The organism is Vibrio methylphosphonaticus, from assembly GCF_023634655.1.
Lineage (GTDB): Bacteria > Pseudomonadota > Gammaproteobacteria > Enterobacterales > Vibrionaceae > Vibrio > Vibrio methylphosphonaticus.
In genome coordinates this window covers 57,181-79,501 of the sequence record NZ_JAMKMS010000022.1, presented here as the reverse complement: position 1 = coordinate 79,501, position 22,321 = coordinate 57,181, and the positions used below count along the sequence as shown (strand labels likewise).

Annotated in this window: 19 protein-coding genes and 1 riboswitch; of the genes, 7 read left to right on the top strand and 12 right to left on the bottom strand. The window is 44.9% G+C overall.

Translation table 11 applies throughout. The features are described from left to right. Positions 1–149 precede the first annotated feature (149 nt). From hemG to M9196_RS20255, 3 genes are read right to left on the bottom strand one after another with little or no spacing between them, the layout of a single operon-like run. Positions 150–677, bottom strand: a complete 528-nt coding sequence (gene hemG / locus M9196_RS20265) for a menaquinone-dependent protoporphyrinogen IX dehydrogenase (RefSeq protein WP_250619323.1) — start codon at positions 675–677, stop codon at positions 150–152. 9 nt (positions 678–686) lie between these two features. Further along, on the bottom strand, positions 687–2,144 hold the full coding sequence (locus tag M9196_RS20260; protein ID WP_250619322.1) for a TrkH family potassium uptake protein: 1,458 nt from the start codon (positions 2,142–2,144) through the stop codon (positions 687–689). A gap of 33 nt (positions 2,145–2,177) precedes the next feature. Further along, on the bottom strand, positions 2,178–2,801 hold the full coding sequence (locus tag M9196_RS20255) for a YigZ family protein (RefSeq protein WP_250619321.1): 624 nt from the start codon (positions 2,799–2,801) through the stop codon (positions 2,178–2,180). Between the two features lie 214 nt (positions 2,802–3,015). Here M9196_RS20255 and fadB point away from each other — a divergent pair, with 214 nt between their 5' ends. The 3 genes from fadB to acuI all read left to right on the top strand — a co-directional run bounded on the left by fadB (position 3,016) and on the right by acuI (position 7,511). Then, entirely contained in the window at positions 3,016–5,184 is a 2,169-nt protein-coding gene (gene fadB / locus M9196_RS20250) for a fatty acid oxidation complex subunit alpha FadB (RefSeq protein WP_250619320.1), read from the top strand. Positions 5,185–5,211: 27 nt separating this feature from the next. Continuing rightward, the gene (fadA, locus tag M9196_RS20245) at positions 5,212–6,375 is read left to right on the top strand and encodes an acetyl-CoA C-acyltransferase FadA (RefSeq protein WP_250619319.1); all 1,164 of its coding nucleotides are present in this window, start codon (positions 5,212–5,214) and stop codon (positions 6,373–6,375) included. A 155-nt stretch (positions 6,376–6,530) separates the two neighbouring features. Continuing rightward, a complete protein-coding gene (gene acuI, locus M9196_RS20240; RefSeq protein WP_250619318.1) occupies positions 6,531–7,511 on the top strand; it encodes an acrylyl-CoA reductase (NADPH) in 981 nt (326 codons plus the stop codon). Between the two features lie 113 nt (positions 7,512–7,624). Here the strand turns inward: acuI and M9196_RS20235 are convergent, their stop codons facing one another. After that, complete coding sequence (locus tag M9196_RS20235) at positions 7,625–8,566, bottom strand: LysR family transcriptional regulator (protein WP_250619317.1); 942 nt, start codon at positions 8,564–8,566, stop codon at positions 7,625–7,627. Between the two features lie 168 nt (positions 8,567–8,734). Next, positions 8,735–8,920: a hypothetical protein gene (locus tag M9196_RS20230; protein ID WP_250619316.1), complete on the bottom strand. Its 186-nt coding sequence runs from the start codon at positions 8,918–8,920 to the stop codon at positions 8,735–8,737. 134 nt (positions 8,921–9,054) lie between these two features. Here M9196_RS20230 and tusA point away from each other — a divergent pair, with 134 nt between their 5' ends. Further along, positions 9,055–9,303, top strand: a complete 249-nt coding sequence (gene tusA / locus M9196_RS20225) for a sulfurtransferase TusA (RefSeq protein WP_250619315.1) — start codon at positions 9,055–9,057, stop codon at positions 9,301–9,303. A 48-nt stretch (positions 9,304–9,351) separates the two neighbouring features. Here tusA and M9196_RS20220 read toward each other — a convergent pair whose 3' ends face one another. Beyond that, entirely contained in the window at positions 9,352–9,612 is a 261-nt protein-coding gene (locus tag M9196_RS20220; RefSeq protein WP_250619314.1) for a hypothetical protein, read from the bottom strand. A gap of 198 nt (positions 9,613–9,810) precedes the next feature. After that, positions 9,811–10,365, bottom strand: coding sequence for a TMEM165/GDT1 family protein (locus tag M9196_RS20215; RefSeq protein WP_250619329.1), 555 nt, complete (start codon positions 10,363–10,365; stop codon positions 9,811–9,813). A 91-nt stretch (positions 10,366–10,456) separates the two neighbouring features. Next, positions 10,457–10,569, bottom strand: a riboswitch (yybP-ykoY riboswitch). A gap of 234 nt (positions 10,570–10,803) precedes the next feature. Here M9196_RS20215 and glyQ point away from each other — a divergent pair. The 3 genes from glyQ to M9196_RS20200 all read left to right on the top strand — a co-directional run bounded on the left by glyQ (position 10,804) and on the right by M9196_RS20200 (position 15,259). Beyond that, complete coding sequence (glyQ, locus tag M9196_RS20210) at positions 10,804–11,733, top strand: glycine--tRNA ligase subunit alpha (protein WP_048611248.1); 930 nt, start codon at positions 10,804–10,806, stop codon at positions 11,731–11,733. A gap of 2 nt (positions 11,734–11,735) precedes the next feature. Further along, on the top strand, positions 11,736–13,802 hold the full coding sequence (gene glyS, locus M9196_RS20205) for a glycine--tRNA ligase subunit beta (RefSeq protein ID WP_250619313.1): 2,067 nt from the start codon (positions 11,736–11,738) through the stop codon (positions 13,800–13,802). A gap of 206 nt (positions 13,803–14,008) precedes the next feature. Then, positions 14,009–15,259, top strand: coding sequence for a valine--pyruvate transaminase (locus M9196_RS20200; protein ID WP_250619312.1), 1,251 nt, complete (start codon positions 14,009–14,011; stop codon positions 15,257–15,259). Positions 15,260–15,337: 78 nt separating this feature from the next. Here M9196_RS20200 and M9196_RS20195 read toward each other — a convergent pair whose 3' ends face one another. From M9196_RS20195 to dnaA, 5 genes are all read right to left on the bottom strand, one after another. Then, the gene (locus tag M9196_RS20195; protein ID WP_250619328.1) at positions 15,338–15,775 is read right to left on the bottom strand and encodes an Hsp20 family protein; all 438 of its coding nucleotides are present in this window, start codon (positions 15,773–15,775) and stop codon (positions 15,338–15,340) included. Between the two features lie 405 nt (positions 15,776–16,180). Next, positions 16,181–18,598, bottom strand: a complete 2,418-nt coding sequence (gene gyrB / locus M9196_RS20190) for a DNA topoisomerase (ATP-hydrolyzing) subunit B (protein WP_250619311.1) — start codon at positions 18,596–18,598, stop codon at positions 16,181–16,183. A gap of 12 nt (positions 18,599–18,610) precedes the next feature. Next, complete coding sequence (gene recF, locus M9196_RS20185; protein WP_250619310.1) at positions 18,611–19,693, bottom strand: DNA replication/repair protein RecF; 1,083 nt, start codon at positions 19,691–19,693, stop codon at positions 18,611–18,613. A 15-nt stretch (positions 19,694–19,708) separates the two neighbouring features. Then, positions 19,709–20,809: a DNA polymerase III subunit beta gene (gene dnaN, locus M9196_RS20180; protein ID WP_250619309.1), complete on the bottom strand. Its 1,101-nt coding sequence runs from the start codon at positions 20,807–20,809 to the stop codon at positions 19,709–19,711. 86 nt (positions 20,810–20,895) lie between these two features. Further along, positions 20,896–22,302 carry a chromosomal replication initiator protein DnaA gene (dnaA, locus tag M9196_RS20175; protein WP_250619308.1) on the bottom strand — a complete coding sequence of 469 codons (1,407 nt, stop codon included), beginning with the start codon at positions 22,300–22,302 and terminating at the stop codon, positions 20,896–20,898. Positions 22,303–22,321: the final 19 nt, after the last annotated feature.

Below are 22,321 nucleotides of genomic sequence, written 5' to 3'. Positions count from 1 at the left end.
CTTGGTTTTTGTTGAACCCTTCCCGTGTCAGCGAGGGTGCATTATAGAGATCGGCGTCTCGTTGGCAACCTTTTTTTTCGCATTTTTTATATTTTGTTTGCGTTCGGTCAAAAACAGTACAAAACGGCTTAAAAGCATACCTTTAATGGCTAGAGTTGGTGAAATTTCTCAGCAAACAATGTCACTTTATCCCAATTGGTATACTCAACTTCTTTCGTCGTGTCCGTTTCTCCGCCGGTCATCTTCATAATGAACTTAATCATGAACCGATCAAATACATTATATCGTGGATAATAGAGGGCACCTGCAAACACACCTATTAAAGAAGGTTGCCAAGGTGATTTTTTCAGAAAGGTTTTGATGTATGCACTTCCTTCTGGCGTATCTTTTCCTTGGTCTTCTTTTCTCGCCGTGAGGTTGACACAAAAAAATGCAACCCGACTCTGATCGAGTTGCTTGCGGTGGCGGTCAATAAACTGATAGAGCTTTTTATTTAAATGGCCGTAACGAATAGAAGCGCCAATCAGAACTCGCTCATAGTTAGACAAGTCTATGTCACCAACTGTATTTAGATCGACAAGGTCAGCCTCACTGTCGCTGCATTGCGCTGCAATACGCTCAATGATTTTTTGAGTTTGCCCTTCTCTTGTCGAGTACAAGTAAAGTACCTTTGCCATAAAACTTCCTTAGCTACGCCAAAACGCAGGCGTTAATAAAATGAGTAGTGTGAATATTTCTAATCGACCAAATAGCATGGAAACAATCAATATCCACTTAGCGCTGTCATTAACTTCCCCAAAATGCACAGCGACTTCACCAAGACCTGGACCTAAATTGTTTAGCGTCGCCGCAACGGCCGAGAAAGCACTTAATTCATCCATACCTGTCGCAATCAAAGCGAGCATGCAAACAACAAAGACCAACGCATAGGCAGAAAAGAATCCCCACACGGCGTCAACAACCCGTTGTGACAGTGCGGTTCCACCAACTTTAATGGTATATACCGCTCTTGGGTGCACCAATCGTTTCATTTCACGAGCGCCCTGCAGTGTTAGCAATAAGATACGAATAACCTTCATGCCGCCCCCGGTTGAACCTGCGCAGCCACCAATAAAAGACGAAAACAACAATAAGACCGGTAAAAAAAGTGGCCACTCTGAAAAACCAGTGGTGGTAAATCCGGCTGTCGTTGATATAGAGACAGACTGGAATAACGCCTGATCAAACGCGTCGTAGAAGGATTGATACGAATGGTGTTCAAGGAGAATCAAAAAGCACACCAAAAAAAGCACTAACTGAATGAATAAGAAAGCGCGGAACTCTGGGTCTTTCCAGTAATACTTAGGATGAACACCACCCGATGAAAAAGCCGCAAAGTGCAACGAGTAATTACAGGCCGAAATTAATAGAAACACGACGGTGATCATATTGATGGCATGGCTATCAAAGTAGCCCATACTGGCATCATGCGTCGAAAAGCCACCAATGGCGATGGTTGAGAAGCTATGAGCAATAGCATCAAACGGCGTCATCCCTGCTACCCAAAACGCAGCAGCACAGGCAATAGTCAAACTTAGGTAGATATACCAAAGCGCCTTTGCCGTTTCTGCGATACGTGGTGTCATCTTGCTGTCTTTGACTGGGCCGGGGATTTCTGCACGGTATAACTGCATACCTCCGATACCCAATACTGGCAAAATAGCGACCGCAAGAACAATGATTCCCATCCCACCAAACCACTGCAACAATTGACGATAAAACAAAATTGCTTTCGGTAATTCATCAAGACCAACAATAACAGTCGCCCCTGTTGTCGTTAATGCAGAGAATGATTCAAAGAAAGCATCGGTTATCGATACGTTGGGATAATCGGAAATAAGAAAAGGTAACGCACCTGCACTACCAATTACCGTCCAAAACAAAACAACGATAAGAAAACCATCTCGCGCCTTTAGCTCGTGTTTGTGTCTTCTATTCGGTAACCAAAAAAACGTCCCGCATATAAGGAGAACAAAAAAGGTGGTAACAAAAGGAACGCCCGCACCATCACGGTAAATTAATGCGACGAGAGCAGGCGCTAGCATAGAAACACTAAAAAGTGCTAGTAACAGCCCAACAATGCGGATAATGGATCGAAATTGCATAGTGTATTGAATGAAGCAAAGCTTCTATACTTCCTAGTTGTTTTCAAATAAGGAGACCATTGCCTTGGCTCCACTCTTGTTAATAATGCTAAGTGTGAGCGCATCAACTTGATTCACTTCAACTTCAACAATCAATACGACTTTTTCACTGTAGTCTGAAGCGACCTCTAGTGCACCAAACTTACTGAATTCAGACTGAGCAATCGCTATGAACCCATAGTCTAACTCTACTCGTAAACGAGTGGTTATTTTTTTTTCTATTGTTTGAATTAACTTTAATGCTTGCTGAACACCGCCGCCATACGCTCTAACTAAACCACCAGTACCCAGTTTTATCCCACCAGAGTATCGAGTCACCACCGCCGTTAACTCACCAATACCAGAGCCACTAAGCTGAGCCAGAATTGGCTTTCCAGCCGTACCGGATGGTTCACCATCATCACTAAAGCCCCACATCATCGAATCTTCAGGTCTACCCGCGACAAATCCCCAACAATTATGGCGTGCACTGCTGTGTTGGGTTTTCACCTGATTAACAAACGCTTTGGCTTCATCAATGCTTGGGGTATGACTAATTTTAGTAATAAAGACACTTTTCTTAATCTCTTCCTCAAAAATAACCGACAGCTCTGGAATTAGGTATGCACTTGAGTTCATTGGTTTTTAAAGCCATGTCGCCTAAAAGGGGTATTCTATCACGCAAGGATTCGATTGACTCCAAGAACGGACATTGCTCATAATGTTAAACAGTTGTTTAAAAAATGTATTGAAATTTATTCAATACACGTTCACACTAAAATCACTGGTCAAACCAGATCCATAATAATAACCGCTTCACTCAATCATGGATTGTCTGTCACGGAGAACGACAATGATTTACCAATCTGACACCCTACAGGTAAAGGAAGTACGCAACGGCATTGCTGAGCTGTGCTTCAGTGCATCAAATTCAGTCAATAAGCTGGATCTCGCCACGCTAGAATCGCTTGATAAAGCACTAGATTCTGTCGCGCAATGGGACGGTTTAAAAGGCTTAATCCTAACCACTGACAAGAACGCCTTTATCGTTGGCGCTGATATCACCGAATTTTTAGGTCTGTTCGCGAAACCAAAAGCAGAGCTTACGGAGTGGTTGCAGTTTGCTAACAACATCTTTAATAAGCTTGAAGATTTGCCCGTACCAACGCTTGCAGCCTTAAAAGGACATGCATTAGGAGGCGGCTGTGAATGTGTACTTGCTGCCGATTTTCGCATTGGTGATAAGACCACCAGCATTGGCTTGCCAGAAACGAAGCTTGGAATTATGCCAGGCTTTGGCGGTACAGTCCGACTGCCAAGAGTCATTGGTGCTGACAGCGCTATGGAGATCATTACCCAAGGCAAAGCATGTCGAGCTCCTGAAGCATTAAAGATTGGCTTGCTAGACGCAATCGTCGAGACTGACTCATTACATGCATCAGCGGTTAACACGATTGAGCTTGCCATCAATGAAAAAATTGACTGGAAAACTCGTCGCCAACAAAAACTCTCACCGCTGACGTTGAGCAAGCTCGAATCTATGATGAGCTTCACTATGGCAAAAGGGCTTGTGGCACAAAAGGCCGGCCCACACTATCCTGCACCGATCACCGCAGTCAAAACCATAGAAAAAGCAGCGCGCTGTCATCGAGATGAAGCACTGCAAATTGAAGCAGATTACTTTGTTAAGCTTGCGGGTTCCGATGTATCAAATGCTCTCGTTGGCATCTTTCTTAACGATCAATACATAAAAGGGCTTGCTAAAAAAGCGGCGAAATCAGGTAAAGAAACCCAACGAGCTGCTGTGCTAGGCGCTGGTATTATGGGCGGTGGTATTGCATACCAATCCGCTTTAAAGGGCGTGCCTGTTATGATGAAAGACATCGCCCAAGCTTCCCTAGTTCTTGGCATGGAAGAAGCCTCCAAGTTACTCAACAAACGTCTCAAACGTGGGCGTCTTGATGGGTTTAAAATGGCCGGTATTCTTTCTTCTATCACACCAAGCCTACACTATGCTGGTATTGAGCAATCCGATGTTATTGTTGAAGCCGTCGTTGAGAATCCAAATATTAAAGCGGCGGTATTAACTGAAGTTGAAAAATTGGTTTCCGACAATACGGTTATTGCTTCGAATACCTCGACAATCCCAATTGATGTCTTAGCGAAATCCTTATCACGTCCAGAAAACTTCTGTGGCATGCACTTTTTTAACCCCGTGCATAGAATGCCTTTAGTCGAAATTATTCGTGGTAAGCAAACCTCCGAAGAAACCATTAATCGCGTTGTCGCTTATGCCGCAAAGATGGGTAAATCTCCGATCGTCGTCAACGACTGTCCTGGGTTCTTCGTCAACCGAGTGCTGTTCCCTTACTTTGGCGGCTTTAGCCAACTCGTCCAAGACGGTGCAGATTTTATCCAAATAGATAAGATCATGGAGCGTAAGTTTGGCTGGCCGATGGGACCTGCCTATTTACTTGATGTTGTTGGTATCGACACTGCTCATCATGCGCAAGCCGTTATGGCAGAAGGATTCCCTGAGCGTATGGCAAAAGAGAATCGAGATTCGATAGATGTACTCTTTGAACAACAGCGTTTTGGGCAAAAAAATGGTTCTGGTTTTTACACCTACACCACAGACAAACGTGGTCGCCCGAAGAAAACACCAAGTCCTGATGTCGCAAGCCTTCTTGAAGCGGTATCTCAACCAAGTCAATCTTTTGATGATGACACCATTATTCAACGCATGATGATTCCAATGATCAATGAAGTGGTGCTGTGTCTAGAGCAAAACATTATTGCTTCACCGCAAGAAGCCGATATGGCGCTTGTGTATGGTTTAGGGTTCCCTCCTTTCCGCGGTGGTGTGTTCCGTTACTTGGATACCATTGGTATTGCCAACTATGTCGAGATGGCAAAACAATATGCGTCGCTCGGTGCGATGTACCAAGTACCATCTACCCTGATTGATATGGCGGCTTCGGGCGAGTCATTTTACAGTCAGCAACAAGCAAACTCGCTGTAGCCACCAACTGGAAGAGGAATTATCAAAATGAAAAATGTTGTCGTTGTTGATTGTCTTCGCACACCCATGGGGCGTTCCAAGGGTGGTGCATTTAGACACACGAGAGCTGAAGATCTCTCAGCTCATCTGATGAAAGGGATTCTTGCTCGCAACCCTGCCGTCAATCCACATGAAATAGAAGATATTTACTGGGGCTGTGTACAACAGACTCTTGAACAAGGCTTCAACGTTGCTCGTAACGCAGCCTTACTTGCTGGTCTACCAATTGAAATCGGTGCCGTTACCGTAAACCGATTGTGCGGTTCATCTATGCAAGCTCTGCATGATGCGACTCGCTCAATTATGGTAGGTGATGCGGACATCTGTCTGATCGGGGGCGTGGAGCACATGGGTCACGTACCTATGAATCACGGTGTTGATTTTCACCCACAGCTCTCTAAAAATGTGGCTAAAGCCGCTGGCATGATGGGGCTTACTGCGGAAATGTTAGGAAAGCTTCATGGCATTAGCAGAGAACAGCAAGATGAATTTGCCGCTCGAAGTCACCAACGCGCTCAAGCTGCAACCGTAGAGGGGCGCTTTAAGAATGAAATTCTACCAATAGAAGCGCACGCTGAAGATGGTTCTTTATTTACCCTAGATTTTGATGAAGTGATTAGGCCAGAAACCAACGTAGAAGGTCTATCTAAACTGCGTCCTGTCTTCGACCCAGCCAATGGTACAGTGACTGCGGGCACCTCGTCAGCGTTATCGGACGGCGCCTCTGTTATGCTGATAATGAGCGAAGAAAAAGCCAAAGAACTGGGCGTTAAAGTCCGCGCGAAGATACGTTCAATGGCGATTGCAGGCTGTGATCCTTCCATTATGGGATATGGACCTGTTCCTGCAACGCAAAAAGCACTAAAGCGCGCCGGTCTCCATATGGAAGACATTGATATTGTGGAGCTCAATGAGGCATTTGCTGCTCAATCTCTACCTTGTGCGAAAGACTTAGGCCTACTTGATGTTGTGGACGAAAAAGTAAACCTGAACGGCGGGGCGATCGCTCTAGGGCATCCACTCGGCTGCTCTGGTTCTCGTATCTCAACGACACTGATCAATATCATGGAAGATAAAGACGCAAAATACGGTCTTGCGACTATGTGTATTGGTTTGGGCCAAGGTATTGCGACCATCTTTGAACGTCCTTAATCATAGCTGCTCGAACAAGGCCCCTTTTTGGGGCCTTTTTACTTTTAAATATGCATAAAACGCATAGATTGAATGTTCAAGTTTCATTGTTATTTTCAATCATTCTCACCTAGACTCAATGGTAGTTTAAAAGACCAATCCATTTGGAGCACACTATGTTCAAAGCACTTGTACTAAATCAAGAAGACAAAAAAACCATCGCTTCTGTGTCGCAGATTGATGAATCTCAACTTCCTGAAGGCAACGTAAAGATAGATGTAAAATATTCATCACTGAACTACAAAGATGGATTGGCAATTACCGGTAAAGGGCGCATTGTTCGTAACTTCCCTATGGTTCCGGGTATCGATTTATCTGGCGTGGTCTCACAGTCAGATGACCCTCGCTACAAAGAAGGCGACGAAGTTGTCCTTACTGGTTGGGGCGTAGGTGAAGGTCACTGGGGTGGCATGGCAGAAAAAGCGAGCCTTAACGGTGACTGGCTAGTTCCTATGCCGAAAGGTCTAGACGCGCATAAAGTCATGGCAATTGGTACAGCAGGTTTCACTGCAATGCTTTGTGTTCAAGCTATTGTCGATGCGGGTGTAAAACCAGAAGATGGTGAAGTATTAGTGACGGGTTCAAGTGGCGGCGTTGGTAGCGTAGCTATTACACTATTGAGTCAACTGGGTTACAAAGTCGCAGCTGTCACTGGTCGCGCAAGCCAAAACGGAGCGTTACTCACTTCACTTGGTGCTTCACGCATTGTTGAGCGTAGTGAATTAGAAGAACCCGCTAAGCCTCTTGAGCGACAAGTTTGGGCTGCGGCTGTGGATACGGTAGGTAGCAGCATGCTCGCGAAAGTACTTGCTCAAATGAACTACAACGGTGTTGTTGCCGCATGTGGCTTGGCTGGCGGTTTTGACCTACCAACCACTGTTATGCCGTTTATTCTGCGTAACGTTCGTTTGCAGGGTGTTGATTCTGTTATGTGTCCAAGAGAAAAACGCATCAAAGCTTGGGAACAACTGTCTGAACTACTGCCTGAAGCTTACTACTCACAAGCAAGCAAAACCGTGGATTTAGAGCATGCCATTCAAGCCGCTGAAGATATTACCAATGGCGCCATCACTGGACGCGTAATCATCAAGCTTTAAGCTGTTCTTTTTAAAAATATAAAGCTCGCTATTGTATAGCGAGCTTTTTTGTTACTAAACCGATATAACGCGCTCTCATTACCTTACGCTTATCTACTGCTCACTCTTTTTACTTAAGCTAAGCCAACATCATCTATTCGCTTGGTAATTAATTTTCCGCACTCTTCCTTCACGATTGTCCTTAACCATTGCTGAGATTCCGATGTGTGACAACGCGAATGCCAAATTAGTGAATAATCAAATGGCGTAAACGCAAAAGGAAGTGGCTTTATCACCAGATCATAACGCTCTGCTACCAAATAAGCTAAATCGGCTGGAACCGTAATAATAAGCGGCATGCGATCCACGATCGCCAGAGCCGCTTCTAAGTGAGAAGCACGCAGCACCATTTTTCGAGGGTTCTGATTGATCAATGCCGCATCTAACAGTGCTTTGACACCATCACTGATCGCAATCATGGCATGAGGGGCATGTACATAATCTTCTAGAGAGAGTGGTCTATCCGCAAGAGGGTGCTGCTTAGAGACTAAACATGATACGCCCACTGGTCCTAGTACATCTTGATGTAAGGGCGACACCAATCCTGCGGGACGACAAATAGCCATATCCACTTTATCTGTGCTCAGCTGCTTAAATAGATTCTCGTGCTGCAATGGAGCAAATTCCAATGAAATATTAGGGGCAAGCTCGTAAATTTTTGGCAGTGCATACGGTAATATCGTCTGCATCGCATAATCCGTTGTCGCGATCAAAAACCGCTCATTACAGTAATACGGGTCAAACTCACTCGGAGTCAGCAATTGACGAAACGACTCAAGTGGCTGATCAATTTGCTTGCAGATCTCTAGCGCCTTACTTGTTGGGATAATGCGCTGTCCCTGCCGTGTAAATAGGGGGTCATCAAGTAACTCTCGTAAGCGTCCTAGAACTCGACTGGTTGCCGACTGACTCAAATTCAATCGAATTGCCGCCTGACTGACGCTTCCTTCTTCCACCAGCACTTTTAATGCGACTAACAAATTCAAATCACGGCGATAAATATCTTCGAGTTCCATTGATGGGCTCCTAACTAGGTCTTCTTATAGTCTACACCTGCTCATCACGGGTTTATCAAAATTTAGGCAAAAAAAATCCCGCCTTTCAGCGGGGAAGCCCAAGAAATTGGGGATAGTGTCGGAATTCATTTGTCATTATTACTCATAGAGCAAAATGTAGCAGTAATGTTAACTGTTATTCTCATCTACTACATCTGGCCACTGTCTCATTTCAATCCACATCGCCACAATAGAAGCGCTCAATCCGATAAGCGGCATCAGCGTTGGTTCGCCAGACGTCTTTAGCACCAAGGCACAAAAAGAAATAAAACAGAGTAAAGCGTAAATCGTTAGTCTATCTAAAATGGTCAACACGGCTACTCCTTAGCACTTTGTTACCAACTTGTTAAATTAAGTTAAAGCAAAACAACCCATTTGCCAAGAGTTATTGCATATTTTTTCGTCGTAAGTAGAATTCAACCAGATTTTAGATAAGAAAGAGCGCCCTAATGACAATCAATACCTTACTCGCCACGCACACATTGGAAGCCGAAGGCTTGCGCTGTCCGGAGCCGGTTATGATGGTCAGGAAGACAATAAGAAAAATGGATGATGGTGATGTATTGCTTGTCAGTGCTGACGATCCATCAACAACTCGCGACATTCCGAGTTTCTGTCGCTTTATGGATCATCAGTTAATTGGTGAGCAAACCGAATCTCTGCCGTATCTCTATCTCATAAAGAAAGGCACGAAGTAGCGTTAAGATTTGGATAAATGTAAAAAGGCTGCCAGAGGCAGCCTTTAATTATTCATCATATTCCAGCGTTCTGATTTCAGACTGGAGTGCTTTAATCTGCTTTTGCATCACTCGAATATCATCGTGCATCGGTATTAAGTGTTGCACCCGAATCCAAGATTCAACGGCTAATGCCGTCATGATAATCGCACCCACGACCATCGGTAGCCACATATCAGTCAATACCATGCCTAATAACGTCAGCACCAAACCAACGGTAAATAAAGCGCTTTGGTTTTTAGCGGTCATTCCTGTATAACGTGTCAGCATACGTTGCCCTCTCGCTTAGGATCCACACTGTTAAATTACCATGACAAGCATGACACTAATATGGCAGCCATCACGGTTTTCAGTAGAGGAAAGCACTCAACAAGCGAAACGAACCCGCACCAGACTATTGACATAACAAGCTATTGATATAAAGACTAAAAATATTAATTTAATGGCTATAGCTATGGGTGTTATTCACTAAAACAGTGCAGCTCCACCGGCCAGTACAACAAATAGCAGCGCAGTCACTCTGCGTATCCAATTGAGTGGCAATCGCTCCGCAGAGAACTGACCCAGTAACACCACCGGCACATTCGCTAATAACATACCAATGGTGGTGCCAAGAATGACCCACACTAACGCATCCGCATATTGTGCCCCAAGAATGGACGTCGCTATCTGCGTTTTATCGCCTATCTCAGCAATAAAAAAAGCAATAAAGCTCGCAACAAAAGGTCCCCGACCAGACACTGCTTCATTTTCATCTAATTTGTCAGGAATAAGTACCCAACCCGCCATCGCGAGAAAGCTCACAACCAGCACCCACTTTAGTATTTCGGGTGACAGATAATCAGCCACAACAACACCCAGCCATGCCGCTAAAGCATGGTTTGCGATCGTTGCTAAAAAAATAGCGGCAATAATAGGTAGAGGCTTTCGATACCGGCTAGCCAGTAATAACGATAATAACTGGGTCTTGTCACCAATTTCGGCTAAAGCTACAGTAGTAATGGATAATGCTAAGACACTCACGACATGCTCTAAGGGGCAGGGATTATAATTATTAACCATAGATAAACCTCGCGCCCCACCCCGGTTCACGATGCTTATCTAAGGTCTTGCTAAACGAATTCGCTGTTCGTCTCATACACCATGGTGAATGTGCACCAATTATGTTGACGTATGAATCAAAGCCATGTGATAGGCATTGATAAGCTACTCCCCAAAGATGGGCGGCATTTTAAACATTCAATCCATAAAGTTCAATAATATCTGTCCGTGGATTGCGACAAGCAGTAAGTAAATCGAAAAAACAGTACATAAATAGGAAAAAGTCTGTTTTTTTGCATGCCTGATGATTAATTAACCACCTTTTCCCCTACTCCCGCTGAGAATAACTCGGTATACTTGATCGTTATTTTTATCCGTTTTCAGACAAAACTTTCATTTAGAGAATTGCGCGAACAAACTATGCAAAAATACGATATCAAAACCTTCCAGGGAATGATCCTCGCGCTGCAGGATTATTGGGCTCAAAATGGTTGTACGATTGTTCAACCGCTAGATATGGAAGTAGGTGCTGGCACCTCTCACCCAATGACATGTCTACGTGCACTTGGCCCAGAGCCAATGTCCACAGCATACGTTCAACCTTCACGTCGTCCGACCGATGGTCGCTATGGTGAAAACCCGAACCGTCTGCAGCACTACTATCAATTCCAAGTAGCTCTAAAACCATCTCCTGACAATATTCAGGAGCTGTACTTAGGCTCTCTTGAAGTACTTGGTGTCGACCCACTCGTTCACGACATTCGCTTCGTTGAAGATAACTGGGAAAACCCAACACTAGGCGCATGGGGCCTTGGTTGGGAAGTATGGCTAAACGGTATGGAAGTGACTCAGTTTACTTACTTCCAACAAGTTGGCGGCCTTGAGTGTAAGCCTGTAACTGGCGAGATCACTTACGGTATCGAGCGTCTAGCCATGTACATCCAGGAAGTAGATTCTGTTTACGACCTAGTATGGAACGTCGCACCAGACGGTTCTAACGTGACTTACGGTGACATCTTCCACCAAAACGAAGTTGAGCAATCAACCTACAACTTTGAGCACGCAGACGTAGATTTCCTATTCACTTTCTTCGACCAGTGCGAGAAAGAGTGTAAAGAGCTACTTGAGCTTGAGAAGCCACTTCCGCTTCCAGCTTACGAGCGCATTCTAAAAGCAGGCCACGCATTCAACATCCTTGATGCGCGCAAAGCTATCTCTGTAACAGAGCGTCAACGTTACATCCTTCGTATCCGCAACCTGACTAAGTCCGTTGCTGAGGCGTACTACGCGTCACGTGAAGCGCTTGGCTTCCCAATGTGCCGAACTGTAGAAGAAAAGGAAGGTAAATAATCATGGCGAAGAATTTTCTAATTGAGCTAGGTACGGAAGAGCTGCCACCAACGGCACTTCGTTCTCTAGCAGAAGCATTTGCTGCTAACTTTGAAGCAGGTCTTAAAACGGCTGAGCTTTCTCACGAAGGCATCAAGTGGTACGCAGCACCTCGCCGTCTAGCACTTAAAGTCACTGCACTGGCTGAAGGCCAAGCGGACAAAGTGGTTGAGAAACGCGGCCCTGCGATTTCTGTTGCATTCGATGCTGAAGGCAACGCGACCAAAGCGGCACAAGGTTGGGCTCGTGGTAACGGTATTACTGTTGAACAAGCTGACCGTCTGAAAACAGACAAAGGCGAGTGGCTTCTTTTCAAACAAGAAGTGGCTGGCAAACCCGTTCAAGAATTGGTGATGGACATCGCTGCGAAAGCACTGGCTGGCCTACCAATTCCTAAAGCAATGCGCTGGGGTAACTCAGACATTCAATTTATCCGTCCAGTAAAAACACTGACAGTACTACTAGGTGATGAGCTTGTTGAAGGCGAAATCCTAGGCGTAGCCTCTGCTCGTACTATCCGTGGTCACCGTTTCATGGGCGAACAAGAGTTCACAATCGACTCTGCTGACCAATACCCTGCGATCTTAGAAGAACGCGGTAAAGTCATGGCAGATTACGAAGCGCGTAAAGCAATCATCCTTGCTGATTCGCAAAAAGCGGCCGCTGCGGTTGGCGGTACAGCTGACCTAGAAGATGACCTTGTTGAAGAAGTAACGTCTCTGGTTGAATGGCCAGTAGTACTGACAGCGAAGTTCGAAGAAGAGTTCCTAAAAGTCCCTTCTGAAGCGTTGGTTTACACCATGAAAGGTGACCAGAAGTACTTCCCTGTTTACGATGACAACAAGAAGCTACTACCGAACTTCATCTTCGTATCAAACATCGAGTCTAAAGAGCCTCGCCACGTTATCGAAGGTAACGAGAAAGTGGTACGCCCACGTCTTGCTGATGCTGAATTCTTCTTCAACACAGACCGTAAGCGTCCGCTTATCGACCGTCTTACTGAACTAGACCAAGCTATCTTCCAGAAGCAATTGGGTACGATCAAAGACAAAACAGACCGCATCACAGAGCTTGCAGGCTACATTGCTGAGCAAATCGATGCTGACGTTGAAAAGTCTAAGCGTGCTGGCCTACTGGCTAAGTGTGACCTAATGACATCAATGGTATTCGAATTTACCGATACTCAAGGTGTAATGGGCATGCACTACGCCACTCACGATGGTGAAGACGAGCAAGTTGCACTGGCACTTTACGAGCAGTACATGCCTCGTTTCGCGGGTGACACACTACCAAGCACGGGTATCTCTTCTGCAGTCGCAATGGCAGACAAGCTAGACACTATCGTAGGTATCTTCGGTATTGGCCAAGCACCAAAAGGTTCTGACCCATTCGCACTACGTCGTGCATCACTAGGTGTACTACGTATCATCGTTGAAAATGGCTACAACCTAGACCTAACTGATCTGATCGGTAAAGCGAAAGCGCTACTTGGCGACAAGCTAACCAACGACAACGTAGAAGCTGACGTTATCGACTTCATGCTAGGTCGTTTCCGTGCATGGTACCAAGATGCTGGCTTCAGCGTTGATATCATCCAAGCGGTACTGGCGAATCGTCCAACGAAACCAGCTGACTTTGACCAACGTGTTAAAGCGGTTTCTCACTTCCGTGAACTGGAAGCAGCAGAAGCACTAGCAGCGGCGAACAAACGTGTAGGTAACATCCTTGCGAAATTTGATGGCGAATTAGCTCAAGAGATTGATTTAACCTTACTTCAAGAAGATGCAGAAAAAGCACTTGCAGAAGAAGTTGAAGTCATGACAGAAGCGCTTGAGCCAGCTTTTGCGACAGGTAACTACCAAGAAGCGTTGAGTAAGCTAGCAAACTTGCGTGAGCCAGTTGATGCTTTCTTTGACAACGTAATGGTCATGGCAGACAACGAAGCGCTTAAAAAGAACCGTCTAACGCTGCTTAACAACCTACGTAACTTGTTCTTGAAAATCGCGGATATTTCTCTTCTTCAGAAGTAACCTGACTTGTTTCAAGCAAAACCCGGTCTTATGACCGGGTTTTTTATTACCCCTACTTCAGCGCCCCGATTGACTCAAATTCCCCATTTAGCAAAATAGTGCTTTGCCTCACATTATCAATACGGTATGTTCAAACGACTCCCTTGCCACCAGCAAGGTCGATATAGGTAACTCATACAAGTGAACGCAATGAACTAGGGACAACAATGCAATTTTCTAAGTTTGGTGAAAAATTTAATCGTTACTCAGGGATCACCCAGTTAATGGATGATCTAAATGATGGACTGCGCACTCCTGGCGCCATCATGCTCGGTGGAGGCAACCCTGCTGCCATTCCCGAAATGCTCGAGTATTTTCATCAAGCTAGTGCCTCAATGCTCGCCAGCGGCGAACTCGTTGAAGCGATGTCAAACTATGATGGCCCACAAGGTAAAGATGCCTTCGTAAAGTCCTTAGCGAACTTACTAAAAGAAACGTACGGTTGGGACATTTCAGAAAAGAACATCAGCCTGACGAATGGTAGCCAAAGCGGATTTTTTTACCTCTTCAACCTTTTTGCAGGCCAGTACCAAGACGGGCGAAAAAAGAAAATCCTACTGCCGTTAGCACCAGAGTACATAGGCTACGGTGATGCAGGTCTTGAAGACGATATTTTTGTCTCATATCGCCCAGAAATAGAAATGCTTGAACAACGTCAATTCAAATATCACGTCGATTTTGACCGTTTAAAGGTCGATGACTCTGTCGCCGCAATCTGTGCCTCAAGACCAACGAATCCAACAGGCAATGTTCTTACTGACGATGAAATTCGCAAACTAGATAAACTGGCTCGAGCCAACGGCATACCGCTAATTATTGATAATGCTTACGGCACACCTTTCCCCAATATCATCTTTGAAGATGTCACCCCATTTTGGAATGACAATACGATATTGTGCATGAGCTTATCAAAATTAGGCTTACCGGGGCTTCGCTGTGGCATCGTGATTGCGAGTGAGGAAATTACCCAAGCACTGACCAATATGAACGGTATTATTAGCCTTGCGCCAAGTGGAATGGGACCCGCTTTAGCTCATCATATGATTGAAAATGGTGATTTACTGCCACTAAGTGAAAATGTAATAAAGCCGTATTACCAACAGAAATCACAACGAGCCGTAGAACTACTGCAACAAGCTATACCAGACCCGCGCTTTCGAGTCCATAAACCAGAAGGCGCAATATTCTTATGGCTATGGTTTGATGAACTGCCTATTAACACAATGGAGTTATACAAACGGTTAAAAGCTCGAGGCGTGCTTATTGTCCCAGGTGAGTATTTCTTTATTGGACAGGAAGACAACTGGGATCACGCACATCAATGCTTACGTATGAACTACGTGCAGCCAGATGAAGCGATGCAAAAAGGCATCAACATTATTGCTGAAGAAATAAATAAAGCGTACCAACAAAACTAATAGTTAAGCTAGATCGAAAAGAGCGCTAATAAGCGCTCTTTTTTATACCAATAGGTGTTAACTGCATGCTTAAGGGAATTAACTATTATCTGGCAAGCTTTTACCATTGATCGCGATCTTACGTGGTTGCATGGCTTCCGGGATCTCTCTTTCCAAATCCACGTGAAGTAAACCGTTTTCCATTGTCGCGCCGATCACTTTCACGTAATCCGCCAATTGGAATTTACGCTCAAAGTCTCGTTCTGCAATGCCTTGGTAGATATAATTTTTACTTTCTTCTGCCTGACGCTCTCCACGCACAATTAACATATTCTCTTTTTGAGTAATATCTAAATGATCATCAGCAAAACCCGCGACGGCCATCGTAATGCGGTATTTGTTCTCGTCTTGCTGTTCAATGTTATACGGTGGATAACCACCAGAAGAATTCTTCGATGTGTTGGCTTCCATCAAGTTAAACAGACGGTCAAAACCAATGGCGTTACGGTATAGGGGGGAAAAATCTACAGTTCTCATCATACTATCCTTTCATTAAGCAATAGTCTTAGTCAGCATTAGTATGGCGACTAAGTCATCCCAATATCATGTTCGATATGTTGTACATCGACCTACATGGTGGTGGGCTATATCAAGTTGTGAGCTGCGCAGTCATCCTCTCATGAGCGATGTTACGCCAGCGATATCAAAGGCCCAATAATTTGGCATCCTCTTCAATAATAGATATAGGGACGATAGCATTCAGATTCAAGTCGATAGCAAAAAAAGATGGATCCAGTGACAAACCATCATCGATAATTAAGTCTAACGAGAATATATGCACGCTGGCGAGCTGTAGCGGTACCGTGATAAATAGCCGCTCTCCCAGAAACAAAAAACGCCACCCAAAGGCAGCGTTTCTCTATTACTTACACTGTAAGCACACTACACATCCAAGTTTGCTACTTTTAGAGCATTCTCTTCAATGAAGTTACGACGCGGTTCAACTTGATCACCCATTAGCGTAGTGAACAGTAAATCAGCGCCAACAGCATCTTCGATCGTCACCTGCATCATGCGGCGAGTTTCAGGGTCCATGGTCGTTTCCCAAAGTTGATCGGGGTTCATCTCACCCAGACCTTTGTATCGTTGTAGGCTAAGACCACGACGAGACTCTTTCACTAACCACTCTAACGCTTCAACAAAACTAGAAACAGGCTGAGTACGCTCACCACGTTTAATATAAGCGCCCTCTTCAATTAAGCCTTCTAGCGCTTCAGATAGATCCGCTAACTTGCTAAATTCTTTCGAGTTGATAAGGTCAACACTCAAGACATGCTCATACGTCACACCATGGGTACGAACCACAACCTTCGGTACACTCAACCCTAGCTCTTCGTGTTTTTCAACCTCTAAGCTGTATTGGCTCGCGCCCGCTTCTTTGGCATTAAGTTGCTCAACAAGTTGCTTGCCCCATGCTTCAACCGCGGCATCATCATGACATTGCTCCGCAGTAAGGCGAGGTACGTAGATCAATTCGTGTACCAACGCACGCGGGTAACGACGACTCATACGATCAACCAGTTTAATGCCCGTATTGTACTGCTGTACCAATTTCTCTAGCCCTTCGCCAGCAAAAGCGGGTGCTTCAGGGTTAACATGCAACGCGGCATTATCCAAAGCCAACGCCACCTGATACTGGTTCATAGCGTCTTCATCTTTGATGTATTGCTCTTGTTTACCTTTCTTCACTTTGTAAAGTGGCGGTTGTGCAATATAGATGTAGCCGCGCTCAATAAGCTCAGGCATTTGACGATAGAAGAACGTCAAAAGTAGCGTACGGATGTGCGATCCATCCACGTCGGCATCGGTCATGATGATGATGTTGTGATAACGCAGTTTGTCTGGGTTATATTCATCGCGGCCAATACCACAGCCCAACGCAGTAATTAGCGTCGCAACTTCTTGGGAAGACAACATCTTGTCAAAGCGTGCTTTCTCAACGTTTAGAATTTTACCTTTCAGTGGCAAAATTGCTTGGTTCTTACGGTTACGCCCCTGCTTGGCTGATCCGCCAGCAGAGTCCCCTTCCACAATGTATAGTTCAGACAATGCAGGGTCTTTTTCTTGGCAATCGGCAAGCTTACCTGGTAAACCAGCTAAATCTAACGCGCCTTTACGACGAGTCATCTCACGAGCTTTACGAGCGGCATCACGAGCACGTGCTGCATCAATAATTTTTGAACAAACTATCTTCGCTTCACCTGGGTTTTCCGCAAGGAATTCAGACAGTTTTTCGTTCATTGCCGATTCAACCGCTGACTTCACTTCAGAAGAAACCAGTTTATCTTTCGTTTGGCTTGAGAATTTAGGATCAGGTACTTTCACAGAAACAATCGCGGTTAAACCTTCACGAGCATCATCGCCAGATGTCGATGTTTTAGCTTTCTTAGAAAAGCCCTCTTTGTCCATAAAGGTGTTCAGCGTACGTGTTAGTGCCGAACGGAAACCTGCTAAGTGGGTACCACCATCACGTTGAGGAATGTTGTTAGTGAAACAGTAGATGTTCTCTTGGTAACCATCATTCCATTGCATTGCAACTTCGACGGTAATGCCATCTTCGCGCTCAAAATCGAAGTGGAATATTTTTTGAATGATCGGCGTTTTATTGGTATTTAGATGCTCAACAAACGCTTGGATACCACCTTCAAACATGAAGTGATCCATTTTGTCTTCTTCGCGTTTATCAATAAGCTTGATAGAAACACCTGAATTCAAGAAAGAGAGCTCTCGAAGACGCTTCGCCAAAATATCATAATGGAATTCGATGTTCGTGAATGTCTCTTCACTTGGCCAGAAACGAATCTCAGTACCCGTTTTATCGGTATCACCTACTACTGCTAGTGGCGCTTGCGGCTCACCATGATGGTAAGTTTGAGTATGAGTTTTTCCACCACGATGGATAGTCAACGTCACTTGCTTAGACAGAGCATTTACTACCGAAACACCTACACCGTGTAGGCCACCAGATACTTTGTATGAGTTATCATCAAACTTACCACCAGCGTGAAGTACCGTCATGATAACTTCCGCAGCAGAAACTTGCTCTTCTGGATGCAGCTCCGTAGGGATACCACGACCATCATCGCGAACAGAAACCGAGCTGTCCTCATGGATAGTCACAATGATGTCATTACAGTGACCAGCCAACGCTTCATCTATTGAGTTGTCAACCACCTCAAAAACCATGTGGTGCAGACCGGTTCCATCGTCCGTGTCGCCGATGTACATTCCCGGACGCTTACGTACTGCATCCAGACCCTTTAGTACTTTAATACTCGATGAATCGTAATTTTCTGACATGAGTTTCTCTCACTATTTACCTGGTTCTATTGTGCCATGTTCCACATGAAACATCTTGCCATTTTCGTCAACCATATCGGCAACTTGGCTTTGGGTAATAGAACTTACAAAAACTTGAGCCTTCGTCTCTTTTAAGTAATCCGCTAAGCGTTTACGACGGAGGCTATCTAATTCTGAAGCAAAGTCATCGATTAAATAGATGCACTGCTTTCCTGTTAATTCTGCTAGATGTTGACCTTGCGCTAAGCGCAACGCACACATCATTAATTTCAACTGACCTCGTGATAACACATCCTCTACAGGTGTATTGTTCACTTTGATCCGTAAGTCGGCCTTGTTGGGTCCACTAAAGGTATACCCCAACGCTTGGTCTCTCTCAAAACTTCGCTCTAACAACTCACTGTATGGCGTACCTTTTTCCCAGCCTCGATAATAGCCAAGCTTAATGTCCAATTCTGGCAGAAAGGACTGGCACATTGTTTCAGCTAATGGCTGCATTTGCTCAACGTAGCGACGACGCCAATCGTCTATTTGAGTAGCCAGTAACGCAAGGTCCTTATCCCAAAACCGCATCTCTCGATAGCTGGTGGCGGATTTAAGTAACGCATTGCGCTGCTTGTTTAGGCGTTTAAAACGACCCCATGCTTCATGAAAGCCAGGTTCAGAGTGAAACACACCCCAGTCGATAAATGCACGTCTAAATTTAGGCCCATCGGTCAGTAATTCAAAGCCTTCTGGATGAATTAATTGCAAAGGTAACACCTTAGCAAGCTGAGCGAGTTTCTGCCCAGATTGACCGCCTATTTTAACCTCTGTTGACCCATCACGCTGCTTATTAATGCCAATAGGTACCTCAAATTGATCCGAGTTCAAAAAACGACCGTGAACAAACAGTTCTTGGCAGTCATTTTGAATCACTCGTCCCGTCAAAGTACTTTTGAATGAACGGCCATGACCTAATAAATATATGGCTTCAAGCAAGCTTGTTTTACCACACCCGTTAGGGCCGATAATAAAGTTAAAGCCTGTGGATAGTTCAATATCACAGGCTTTAATATTTCGAAACTGCTGTACGATTAGACGCGAAAGCGGCATAAAGCGATGCTCATATTAGAGACGGATTGGCATCACCACATACATGGCGCTTTCATCTTCGCTATTTTCAATCAGCGCACTGGCGTTCGCGTTAGACATAGAAATGCGTACCTGATTGCAACGTAAACTGTTCAATACATCCAAAACATAAGACACATTGAAGCCAATCTCTAACGCATCACCTTCAAAGTTCACGTCTAACATTTCTTCCGCTTCTTCTTGCTCTGGGTTATTCGCAGTAATGCGCATTTCACTGCCATCCAGATTCACTCGAACACCACGGAACTTTTCGTTCGACAAAATCGCCGCGCGAGAGAAAGCCTGACGTAACTCACCACAGTCTGCTTCTAGCGTTTTATCGGTATTTTGTGGCAATACTCGACGATAATCAGGGAAGCGACCGTCCACCAACTTAGACGTAAAGATAAAGTTGTTCACTTCCGCGCGGATGTTAGAGCTGCCAATTTGCAATGTGACCGGCTGCTCAGGCGCGTCTAATAATTTAGACAGCTCTTGCACCCCTTTTCTAGGCACAATAATTTGTTGATTCTCAAAGCTACCTTCCAAAGTGACAGTGGCGACCGCCATGCGGTGACCATCGGTTGCCACAGAGCGTAAGGTATTATCATCGAGCTCAAACAACATACCATTAAGGTAATAACGAACATCTTGATTCGCCATAGAGAACTGTGTTTTCTCTATCAAAGATTTCATTTCAGCCTGTGTCACCGTCACGGCAACCTCTTGCTGCCAATCTTCAATATTAGGAAAATCACTCGCCGGTAATGTCGTTAATGAAAAACGGCTACGACCAGAGCGCAACTGAACACGATCACCTTCCAGTAGGATGGTAATCATTGCATCATCAGGCAAGCCACGACAGATATCGAGAAACTTTCGTGACGGCACTGTGATACTGCCCGCTTCAAAATCACTTTCTAGCGTTACTTTACTGATCAGCTCAACTTCAAGATCAGTCGCAGTGATAGAAAGCACACCATCGGATACTTTTAACAGTAAGTTACCCAAAATAGGCAAAGTTGGTCTACCACCCAACGCGCCAGAGACTTGCTGTAGCGGCTTAAGAAGGTGATTACGCTCGATAGTAAATTTCATAGATAACTCTTCGCAAAGATGGCAATCCATGCCACTTAGATTCGAAATACAATAGATTGATGCTAATTATAGTGATTCTGACACTATTAGGAAGAAAGCGTGCGAATTAAGTTAGAGTAGTCTTCCTTAATATCGTGGCTTTCTTCTCTGAGCTGGGCAATTTTACGACATGCATGAAGCACCGTAGTGTGGTCACGACCACCAAACGCATCACCAATCTCAGGCAAGCTATGGTTGGTGAGTTCTTTCGCAAGCGCCATTGCCAGTTGACGAGGACGCGCTACTGAACGTGAACGACGCTTCGAAAGCAAATCGGCCACTTTAATTTTGTAGTATTCTGCGACTGTTTTTTGAATATTATCGATCGTCACTAATTTTTCTTGTAGAGCCAGCAAATCACGTAACGCTTCGCGAACAAAATCAATAGTGATAGGACGTCCGGTAAAATTGGCGTTCGCGATGACACGGTTAAGCGCCCCTTCCAACTCACGCACATTTGAACGAAGACGCTTAGCAATAAAGAATGCCACTTCATCAGCAAGATGAATTTGATGATCTTCAGCCTTCTTCATTAAAATCGCGACGCGAGTTTCCAATTCAGGAGGCTCAATGGCAACCGTCAGTCCCCAACCAAAACGAGATTTAAGGCGATCTTCAACACCATTGATTTCTTTTGGATAACGATCTGAAGTCAAAATGATCTGTTGGTTGCCTTCAAGCAAAGCATTAAAGGTGTGAAAGAACTCTTCTTGAGAGCGCTCTTTATTAGCAAAGAACTGAATATCATCGATAAGCAACGCATCCACACTGCGATAATAACGCTTAAACTCTTCAATCGCATTGTTTTGCAGCGCTTTCACCATATCTTGCACAAAGCGTTCGGAGTGCATGTAAATCACTTTCGCATTGGGCTTATTATCGATAATAGCGTTACCCACAGCATGCAATAAGTGCGTTTTGCCCAAGCCCGTACCACCATATAAGAACAACGGGTTGTAGGCCGCTCCTGGATTGTCTGCCACTTGACGCGCTGCCGCTAAACCTAATTGGTTCGACTTACCTTCCACAAAGTTATTAAATTTGTGCTTAATGTTAACGTTAGAGCGGTGATTGATGTCCGCCACTTCGACTTCATTGTCCCACGTTTTATGCACTGGCTGTCTGGCTTGTAATCTTGCTGGTGCTGAAGATTCTGCTGCGACATCAGCCGCGCTCTTCACAGGTTTAGGTGGAGGCGGCGCCGATACTCGTCGGCTGCCCACTTCAAGACGCAGGCTTGGGACATCATTACCACAATATTCTTGCAGTAAACGATTAATGCTATTGAGGTAACGATCTCGAACCCAATCGAGTACAAAACGATTTGGCGCAAATAGAGTTAGGGTATTGTCATTAAGCTCAGCTTGCAGTGGTCTTACCCACATGCTGAATTCGGTAGCTGGTAGCTCTTCTTGTAGTTGTTGCATGCATTGCAACCAAAGCGAAGATGACACGTTGCGCTCACTCTATTAT